The sequence below is a fragment of the Tateyamaria sp. genome (genome assembly GCF_059783535.1).
In genome coordinates, this window is sequence record NZ_JBYNDP010000145.1 from 1 (window position 1) to 8,631 (window position 8,631).

An 8,631-nucleotide genomic window follows, 5' to 3' on the forward strand; every position below is an offset into this window, starting at 1 on the left:
ACGCGGAACTTCAGGCCGTTGGCATCCGCAGGTGTCATCAGCGGCTTGTTGGCCGACATCTGCTTCATGCCGTTGTGCCAGAATGCCAGACCCAGCAGACCACGGCGGGTCATCGATTCCTTCATCGCCTGACCGGTTTCAGATGCCTGGAACGCGTCAACGGCGTCGATGTCCTTGAACATGAACGGCAGGTCGAAGATGCGGAATTGCTTGGTAAACTGCTCGAACTTCGACAGCGACGGCGCGGCCATCTGAACGTCGCCCTGCAACAGGGCTTCGAGCACCTGGTCATCGTTGTAGAGAGTCGAGTTCGGGAACACTTCCATGCAGGCGGTGCCGTTCATTTCCTCGTTCACGCGCTCTTGCAGCAACGTGGCGGCGATGCCCTTGGGGTGCTTGTCGGTGTTGGTGACGTGGCTGAACTTGATGACGATTTCTCCATCGTCACAGGCAGCGGCCACGGCGCCTGCGCTGACGGTCAATGCCAGAGCGGCGGCGGTCAGGAATTTCATTGTCTGTCTCCTCCCAGAGATCGTGTTTTTGGTATGTGTCCCCGCGGGGACAGCGAATTGGATAAAAGCAGAGCGTACGGTGGGGTACATAGAAGGAAGTTCTTAACTTCTTTTAGCCCCCACTTATCCATTATTCTTCAATATCTTAAAGGCCATTCTGAAAGCAACTCAGGTGTTGCGCGCCGCCTACGTGTGCGGATTTTCGCACGACCCCGCGCAACACTGTGTGGAAACCCACACAGTGTTAGCGTCGATAGTCCTCAGGCCGAATCCCGTACTTCTTGAGCTTGTCGTAGAAGGTCTTGCGCGGAAGCCTGAGCGCTTCGGCAGCCGCGCTGGCATGCCCGTTCTGTCGCCCCAGCGCCGCAACAAGCAAGGAGCGCTCGACCCGTGCCATCTGCTCGGCCAAGCCGAGATCAACCGCCTTGGACGCATCCTCGGGCATGCCCAGTACAAAGCGCATGGCGGCACTCATCAACGATCGCGCGTTGCCGGGCCAATCCTGTGCCATCAGGGCGGCCATATGGTCAGGGGCCAGTTCAGGCGGCGTCAGGCCCGCCTGCTCTGCCGCCTGGGCGACATAGTGACGGAACAGGATTGGGATATCCTCGGGCCGTTCGCTCAAGGACGGAATGCGGATCGGGAACATCTCAATCTTGTAATAGAGATCGGCATTTAGCGCGCCCTCTTCCACGGCTGTGCCAAGGTTGCGCGTGCTGCCTGCGATCAGTCGCGGGCCTTCACCCGCCTCAAGCGCTTCGAGCAAGGCAAGTTGGCTGGCATGAGGCAGCCCGGTGATTTCGTCCAGAAACAGGCTGCCCCCCTTGGCCTTATCCATCGCCTCGGCCAGTGCGTTCGGACGCAGATCGGCCGCGGCGCGTTTGACAAAGGGCGCCTTGGACCGAAGGGAGCTGAGGTGAATGACTTCGGCCACCTTGGAAATCCCTGTGCCGGGCGCGCCGGTCACAAGCACCTCGGTCTCAAGCGGGGCCAGCAGCCGCACGCGGTCACGCAAGCCATTGGCCAGATCGCTTTCGCCAAAGAGCATACGGGCGGCCGGATCGCCGCTTTCCACCAGTTGCCGCAGGCGGCGGTTTTCAAGAACCAGCGCGCGGGTTTTCAGTGCACGTTCAAGAACGGCAAGCAACTCATTGGGTGCGCAGGGTTTTTCGAGAAATCCAAATGCTCCGTCGCGCATCGCCTGCACGGCCATGGGAATGTCACCTTCGCCCGTCAGCAGGATCACCGGCAGGTCCGGGTCGATCTTGCGCGTGTGCGCCAACAGGTGAAACCCGTCACGCCCCGGCATCCGGATGTCCGACAGGATCACGCCGTCGAAGTCGCGTGTGATGTGATCCTTGGCGACCACGAAAGACCCCGCCGGGATCGGCTCAAGATCGGCAAGCTCGAGCGTTTGCGCCAGCGCGTCGCGCACGGCGGCGTCATCATCGACGAGCAGCACTTGGGTGGTCACGCGGCTACCTCTTGGGTCCAGGGCTGTAGATCGACTGTGAACACGGCGCCATCCGGGCCATTGGTGCCGTGGATTTCACCGCCAAAGCTTTGCACGATGCCATATGAGATCGAGAGGCCCAGCCCCATCCCTTCGGATGCGCCGACCTCTTTGGTGGAATAGAACGGGTCGAACACACGGTCCGGCGTTTCGATGCCGGGGCCGGTGTCGGAGATGATGACGGACGTTTTTTGGATGTCGATGGTCAACGCGCGCGTGTCGCGCCCTGCCATCGCATCGACCGCATTCGAGATCAGGTTGACGAAGACCTGGCCCAGCCGCACCTCGCCCCCCGACACCCAGACTGGTGCGTCGGGAAGGTTGAGCGTGAGTGTCACATCCTCGTTCCGCATGCGGGGCGTGGTCAGTTCCACCGCGCTTTGCACCACTTGGGCAAGGTCCACGCGCAGCGCCGGTTCGCTTTCCTGCCGAGCAAAGGCGCGCAGGTTCTTGATGATGCGCCCCATGCGGCGGGCCATGTCGGCGATGCGGCCCAGATTGTCCTCGGCCCGGTCGGGTTTGTCGCGCTGCAGGAAGGCTTGGGCGTTGTCGGCATAGGTCTGGATCGCCATGAGCGGTTGATTGAGTTCGTGACTAAGACCCGCGCTCATCTGCCCCAAGGCGCTGAGCTTGCCCGCCTGAACAAGGTCGGCCTGCGCCCGCGCGAGGGCGGCTTGTGCCTCTTCCCGCTCTTCGGCCTCGCGCCTGAGCTGGGTGTTGGTGTCGGACAGGGCGGCGGTGCGTTCGGCCACGCGCTGTTCCAGTTGCGCATTCGCTTCGGCCAATGTGCGGCGCCGTTCCGTGGCAAGGAACAGAAGCGCGCCGAAGGCTAGGCACAGTCCGGCCACCGCTGCAGCCTGCAGCGTCGCAAGGCGGCGCGCCGGCGCGACGTCCACAAGCGCCTCACCCGTCATGCCAATCACCGGCAACGGCCGCACCAGGTGCAGGGCGTTTTGTGGCAGGTACGGCCCCCACCCCAGTTGCCAAACTTCGTGCCGCCCCAATTCGTAACTGTCGAAGGGCAAAGCCGGGCCGGTCGCTGGCCGCAGGCCGGGCCCCTCGTCCTCGCGCTGCCAGAAGACGATTTCGGACCGGTTGGTGATGAACACCCGGTCCTGTGCATCCGTGAAGAAGACCGCAGGGTTGGAGCCGACCCAGTCCCATTCAATCCCGGCAAGATCTGCCGTCACAACCACGATGCCGATGATCTGGGATCGCGCATCAAAGACGGGTGCCGCATATGCGAAGACGCGCGTGCCCTGCGCCGTGCGCCCGTTGCCCCACCCAAGCGCCCCTTGCGCGGCGCGCGCCACGAGTGGCGCGATATCTAGACCGGGTTGATCAGACCGCGCAGCGGCCAGCACGAGCCCCTCTGCATTGGTCAGGCGGATGTCCTGGGCCGCTGTTTTGTCAGCAATTTCAAGGAACAGTGCTTCGACCTGGCTAACATCTTCCCCTGCAAGTGCCGCACTGACACGGGGGTGATCCGCCACCAGAACCGCCAGTTCACGGTAGCGCTGGAGCTGCCCTGTCAGGCGGTCCGAAGCGAGCGCAAGGTCCGATTGCCCCTGCCGCGCCAGTTGATCAAGCGCCTGGAAATACCCGTAGCGCCAGACGCCTGCCGCTGCCGCCGCCACAAGCGCAACAAAGCCCAGCACCACACTGATCCGTCTGAGATATCCGTTTCCCATGGCGGCCACCCTATCCGCCTGCGCAAAGGCTTGCCAAGGCACGTCCGGCCTGAGACACCTCCCCCATGTTGATCCAATCCCCGCATGACCCCGCCTTTGTTCAGGACCCTTACGCCTTTTACGACCGTGCGCGAGCCGACGGCCCGGTGCTGTATTGGCAGGATTACAGGATGCACGCGGCCTTTGACCATGCCACCGTGCATGCGCTGTTGCGCGACCGGCGTTTGGGCCGTGCTGTGCCGGGGCGCGGGGTAGCCCCCGCCCATCTGACCGATTTCGATGCGGTGGAACGCTATTCGCTGCTGGAGTTGGAGCCGCCCGAGCACACGCGGTTGCGCCGGTTGGTCCTGCACGCCTTTACCTCGCGCCGGATCGCGGGGTTGGAGGACGACATTCGCGCGATCTGTGCCGATCTGCTGGCGGGGCTGCCCGGGGAGCCATTTGACCTGATCCCCACATATTGCCAGTTGGTGCCCGTCCGCGTGATCGCGCGCCTGCTGGGTGTGCCAGAGGAGATGGGACCGGACCTGTTGCGCTGGTCGTCGGCCATGGTGGCGATGTACCAGGCAGGCCGTGATCGGGCGATCGAGGATGCCGCGAATGCGGCGGCCAAGGAGTTTTCGGTCTTTCTGCGCGGCTATATCGAGGAACGCCGGGACGATCCCCGCGATGACCTGATCACGGAGTTGATCGCGGCAGAGGAAGACGGCCAGACGCTGAGCCATGACGAGATGATCGGGACATGTATCCTGCTGCTGAACGCGGGGCACGAGGCGACGGTGCACAGCCTCGGCAACGCCGTGAAAGCGCTGATCGAGACAGGCCAGACCGACGCGCTGGCGTCAGATCGCGTGGACCGAACGGTGGAAGAAGTCATGCGCTTTGACCCACCGCTGCATATGTTCACTCGGCACGTCTATGAGCCCATCGAAGTGGGTGGGCACCGCCTTGGCCCCGGTGACGAGATTGCGCTGATGCTGGGGGCCGCAGGCCGGGACCCGGCCGTGTTCGAGGCTCCCGACCAATTCAATCCAAGCCGTGTGAAAAACACCCATGTCGCCTTTGGTGGCGGGTTGCATTTCTGCGTGGGCGCACCGCTCGCCCGGCTTGAGATGAAGATCGCACTACCCGCCCTATTTGAGGCCATGCCCAACCTGCGCATCACCGAACCGCCTGCCTACGCCAACAGCTATCACTTCCACAAACTCGACCGGCTGATCGTTTCAGCGTGAGTCGGGTCCGGGTCAAGGATGGCCATAGGCCACCGCCAACGGCGGCGTGTCCTTGACGCGGGCGCGACTCACAACACCCTCGAACAGGTCTGCTTAAGACGCAAAGCGCCTTAAGCGGCCTCTCAGCAAAGCATTCCACACAGCCCAACATACGCGACGCAAAAAGCAAAGCGTCGCCTCGCCACTGGCTGAATGTGAAATGCGCGGTAGCGCTCTATTTGGTTAGGTTTCCAATGGAAGCATCGTGGTGGACTTGATCTCTTCCATCGACAAGAGTGCGGTCACGTTGTGCACCCTCACCTCAGAGATCAGCGCCTGATAGAACGCATCATAGGCACGGGCGTTTTTCACCCGCACCTTGAGGATGTAGTCGATGTCGCCCGCAAGCCTGTGCGCCTCCTGCACCTCAGGACGGTCGCGCAATGCCTGCAAGAATTTGGCCTGCCAGTCGGCCTCGTGCTCGGACGTGCGTATCAGAACAAAGAAACAGGCCTCGAACCCCAGCGCCTCCGCATCCAGTACAACGGTCTGCTGGCCCACCACGCCCGCCTCGCGCAGCTTGCGAATCCGGTTCCAAACGGGCGTCTTCGAGGACCCCACCGCCTTGGCAATATCGTCCAATGACTGGCTGGCATCGCGCTGCAGCTCGGCCAGAATTTTGCGATCCACGTCGTCGATGCGAACAGACATCCCAAAGCGCTCCAAATCGGGAAACAGGCGTTCTGCACCTGCACAGAGATAGAACAATCATCCTTATCTGCGCAGTTGTCTAGCAGAAAACCGGAATAATTTCCTATATTGGAGGTCAGTTTTACGGGATCGAGGCCGATATGAACCATTTCCCCATCTTCCTGAACACCGCCGGACGGCGGATCGTGCTGTCAGGCGGCGGCGATGCAGCGCTGGCCAAGCTGCGCCTGCTGATGAAGACGATGGCCCATATCACGGTCTTTGCGGCGCACGCCGATGACCAGATCAAGGCATGGGCTGCAGAAGGCAAGTTGCACCTGATCGACCGCGCAATGGAGCCGGGCGATGCGATGTGTGCTGCGCTGTTCTATGCCGCGGACGAAGATGAGGCCGAAGACAAGCGGACCGCCGCCATCGCCCATGCAGACGGCGCACTGGTCAATATCGTCGACAACCTCGCCGACAGCCAATTCATCACCCCCGCCATCGTGGACCGCGATCCTGTCACCGTCGCCATCGGCACCGAGGGCGCCGCCCCCGTGCTGGCGCGTGCGATCAAAGCCGATCTGGAAGAACGCCTGCCCACGTCCCTCGGCACACTGGCCCGCATCGGCAAGGCGTTCCGCAAGGCGGCAGACGCCCTGCCCTTTGGCCGCCCGCGCCGCGATTTCTGGCGCGACTACTATTTCAATGCCGGACCCAAGGCGATGAGCGATGGCGAAGAGGCCGTGCAACCCGCACTTGATGATCTGCTGGCCGACCATTTGATGCGCGAAACCCGTAAGGGTCATGTCGCCTTTGTTGGTGCGGGTCCCGGCGATCCCGAATTGCTGACCCTCAAGGCGCGCAAAGCCTTGGATGAAGCAGACGTGGTGATCTATGACCGCCTGATTTCCAAGGAAATCCTCGAACTGGCCCGCCGCGAAGCGAACATGATCGATGTGGGCAAAGAGGCCTTTGGCCCCTCCACCCCGCAAGAGATCATCAATGATCTGATTGTGGAACATGGCCTGAAAGGCGCACAGGTCGTGCGTTTGAAATCCGGCGACGCCACTGTCTTTGGACGTCTGGATGAAGAGATCGAGGCCGTGACCGAGGCCGGTGTCGACTATCACATCGTACCGGGCATCACTGCCGCCTCTGCCGCTGTGGCATCCATAGGTCAGTCGCTGACCCGCCGTGGCCGCAACTCCTCTGTCCGGTTGTTAACCGGCCACGACACGCGCGGCTTTGCCGATCACGACTGGAAGGCACTGGCCCAACCCGGTGAAGTCGCAGCCATCTATATGGGCAAGAAATCCGCCCGCTTCATCCAGGGTCGCCTGATGATGCACGGGATTGATCCGTCGACACCCGTGACTTTCGTGGAAAATGCAAGCCGGGCTGACCAACAGGTCCTGTCCACCACCGTGGCTGAGATGGAGCCAACCCTTACCGAAGCTGGTCTTGGCGGCCCGGCCCTCACCTTCATTGGCCTGGCGCCCCGTGCCGCGTTGGCCGCCATCCCCGAGATCCCACTGCCGCAGATGCAAGAACAGATTCAGGAGGCGCACTGATGCCCAAGGCGTTCACCCCCAAAGTTGTCACCGCCAATCACCTGCTGGCCGGCGATGTGATCTACCAGACCGCAGATGGCTGGACCCGCACATTGAACGAGGCCGAGGTGCTGACCGATGAGGCTGATGCCGATCTGCGCCTGATCGAAGCCTCGCAACAGGTCGACGAAGTCGTCGGCGCCTATCTGGCTGACGTCGCCGTTGAGGATGGCAAGCCCGTCCCGACCCATTTTCGCGAAACCTTCCGGGCCACCGGCCCGAGCAACTACGCCCATGGCAAGCAAGTGGACTTTGCCGAAGGCGAACATGAGGACGCATACTGATGTATAGCTATTCCGAGTTCGACACCGCGTTTCTGACCGAACGCAACGCCCAGTTCCGCCACCAGGTCGAGCGCCGCATCTCTGGCGCACTGACCGAGGACGAATTCAAGCCCCTGCGCCTGATGAACGGCCTGTACCTGCAGTTGCACGCCTACATGCTGCGCGTTGCCATCCCCTATGGCACACTGTCCTCGGCCAAGATGCGCAAGCTGGCAGAGATCGCCGAGCGCTGGGACAAGGGCTATGGCCATTTCACCACGCGCCAAAACATCCAGTACAACTGGCCCGAATTGAAAGACGTACCGGACATGTTGGACGCGCTGGCCGAGGTGGGCATGCACGCCATTCAGACGTCCGGCAACACGATCCGGAACGTGACGGCTGACCATTTTGCCGGTGCCGCGGCGGACGAGATTGCCGACCCGCGCCCTGTGGCAGAACTGATGCGCCAGTGGTCCACCGACCACCCTGAGTTTCAGTTCATGCCGCGTAAGTTCAAGATCGCCATCACCGGGTCGCCCAATGACCGTGCCGTGACCAAGGCGCATGACATCGGCATCCGCATGGTCGAGCGCGATGGCGCGCGCGGCTATGAGATCATTGTTGGTGGCGGCCTGGGACGCACCCCGATGATTGGCAAGATTATCAATGACTTCCTGCCCGAAGCTGATTTGCTGCCCTATCTTGAGGCCATTGTATCCGTCTGGAACCAGATCGGCCGCCGCGACAACAAGTACAAGGCGCGGATCAAGATCACCGTGCATGAGCACGGCATTGATGAAATCCGCCGCTTGGTTGATGAACGGTTCGAAGAGACGCGCAAGACTTTCTCTGGCGTGGACGTGCAGATGCTGCGCGAGATCGAAGAACATTTCGCGGCTCCGGCCTTTGTCACGAAGTCCGAGGCCCCGTTCAAGGACGCCTATCACAACGATCCGGTGTTCCGGTCGTGGGCCGACACCAACCTGACCGCCCACAAGGCCGACGGGTACAAGATCGTGTCGATTTCGCTGAAGAAACACGGGCATACCCCCGGCGACGCGACAGCCGATCAGATGCGCCTGATGGCTGATCTGGCCGAAGAGTTTGCCCATGACGAGCTGCGCATCAGCCA

At 61.9% G+C, this 8,631-nt stretch carries 8 protein-coding genes; 4 read left to right on the top strand and 4 right to left on the bottom strand.

All coding sequences use genetic code 11. The features are described 5' to 3' along the window. The 3 genes from dctP to AC6RA8_RS19150 form a co-directional block, all read right to left on the bottom strand. Positions 1 to 512: TRAP transporter substrate-binding protein DctP (dctP, locus tag AC6RA8_RS19140; protein ID WP_500354924.1), on the bottom strand; the 512-nt coding region annotated here is incomplete at its 3' end. Between the two features lie 244 nt (positions 513 to 756). Then, the gene (locus AC6RA8_RS19145; protein ID WP_500354926.1) at positions 757 to 1,986 is read right to left on the bottom strand and encodes a sigma-54-dependent transcriptional regulator; all 1,230 of its coding nucleotides are present in this window, start codon (positions 1,984 to 1,986) and stop codon (positions 757 to 759) included. Then, the gene (locus AC6RA8_RS19150; protein WP_500354934.1) at positions 1,983 to 3,716 is read right to left on the bottom strand and encodes a sensor histidine kinase; all 1,734 of its coding nucleotides are present in this window, start codon (positions 3,714 to 3,716) and stop codon (positions 1,983 to 1,985) included. Before AC6RA8_RS19150 ends, AC6RA8_RS19145 begins: the two co-directional genes overlap by 4 nt. A 65-nt stretch (positions 3,717 to 3,781) precedes the next feature. Here AC6RA8_RS19150 and AC6RA8_RS19155 point away from each other — a divergent pair, with 65 nt between their 5' ends. Then, the gene (locus AC6RA8_RS19155; RefSeq protein WP_500354928.1) at positions 3,782 to 4,948 is read left to right on the top strand and encodes a cytochrome P450; all 1,167 of its coding nucleotides are present in this window, start codon (positions 3,782 to 3,784) and stop codon (positions 4,946 to 4,948) included. 222 nt (positions 4,949 to 5,170) lie between these two features. Here the strand turns inward: AC6RA8_RS19155 and AC6RA8_RS19160 are convergent, their stop codons facing one another. Then, positions 5,171 to 5,638, bottom strand: a complete 468-nt coding sequence (locus AC6RA8_RS19160; RefSeq protein ID WP_039687413.1) for an Lrp/AsnC family transcriptional regulator — start codon at positions 5,636 to 5,638, stop codon at positions 5,171 to 5,173. Positions 5,639 to 5,778: 140 nt separating this feature from the next. Between AC6RA8_RS19160 and cysG the strand changes: the two genes are divergently transcribed. The 3 genes from cysG to AC6RA8_RS19175 all read left to right on the top strand — a co-directional run. Beyond that, the gene (gene cysG, locus AC6RA8_RS19165; protein WP_500354930.1) at positions 5,779 to 7,194 is read left to right on the top strand and encodes a siroheme synthase CysG; all 1,416 of its coding nucleotides are present in this window, start codon (positions 5,779 to 5,781) and stop codon (positions 7,192 to 7,194) included. Beyond that, positions 7,194 to 7,517: a DUF2849 domain-containing protein gene (locus tag AC6RA8_RS19170; protein ID WP_500354931.1), complete on the top strand. Its 324-nt coding sequence runs from the start codon at positions 7,194 to 7,196 to the stop codon at positions 7,515 to 7,517. Before cysG ends, AC6RA8_RS19170 begins: the two co-directional genes overlap by 1 nt. Next, the coding region (locus AC6RA8_RS19175) for a nitrite/sulfite reductase (RefSeq protein WP_500354933.1) at positions 7,517 to 8,631 on the top strand (1,115 nt) is incomplete at its 3' end. The genes AC6RA8_RS19170 and AC6RA8_RS19175, both read left to right, overlap by 1 nt.

What these genes read in the sequence shown, in the direction of transcription:
- AC6RA8_RS19170 (WP_500354931.1), top strand. Translation starts at nt 7,194, where the DNA reads ATGCCCAAGGCGTTCACCCCCAAAGTTGTCACCGCCAATCACCTGCTG.
- cysG (WP_500354930.1), top strand. Translation starts at nt 5,779, where the DNA reads ATGAACCATTTCCCCATCTTCCTGAACACCGCCGGACGGCGGATCGTG.
- AC6RA8_RS19150 (WP_500354934.1), bottom strand. Translation starts at nt 3,716, where the DNA reads ATGGGAAACGGATATCTCAGACGGATCAGTGTGGTGCTGGGCTTTGTT.
- AC6RA8_RS19160 (WP_039687413.1), bottom strand. Translation starts at nt 5,638, where the DNA reads ATGTCTGTTCGCATCGACGACGTGGATCGCAAAATTCTGGCCGAGCTG.
- AC6RA8_RS19155 (WP_500354928.1), top strand. Translation starts at nt 3,782, where the DNA reads ATGTTGATCCAATCCCCGCATGACCCCGCCTTTGTTCAGGACCCTTAC.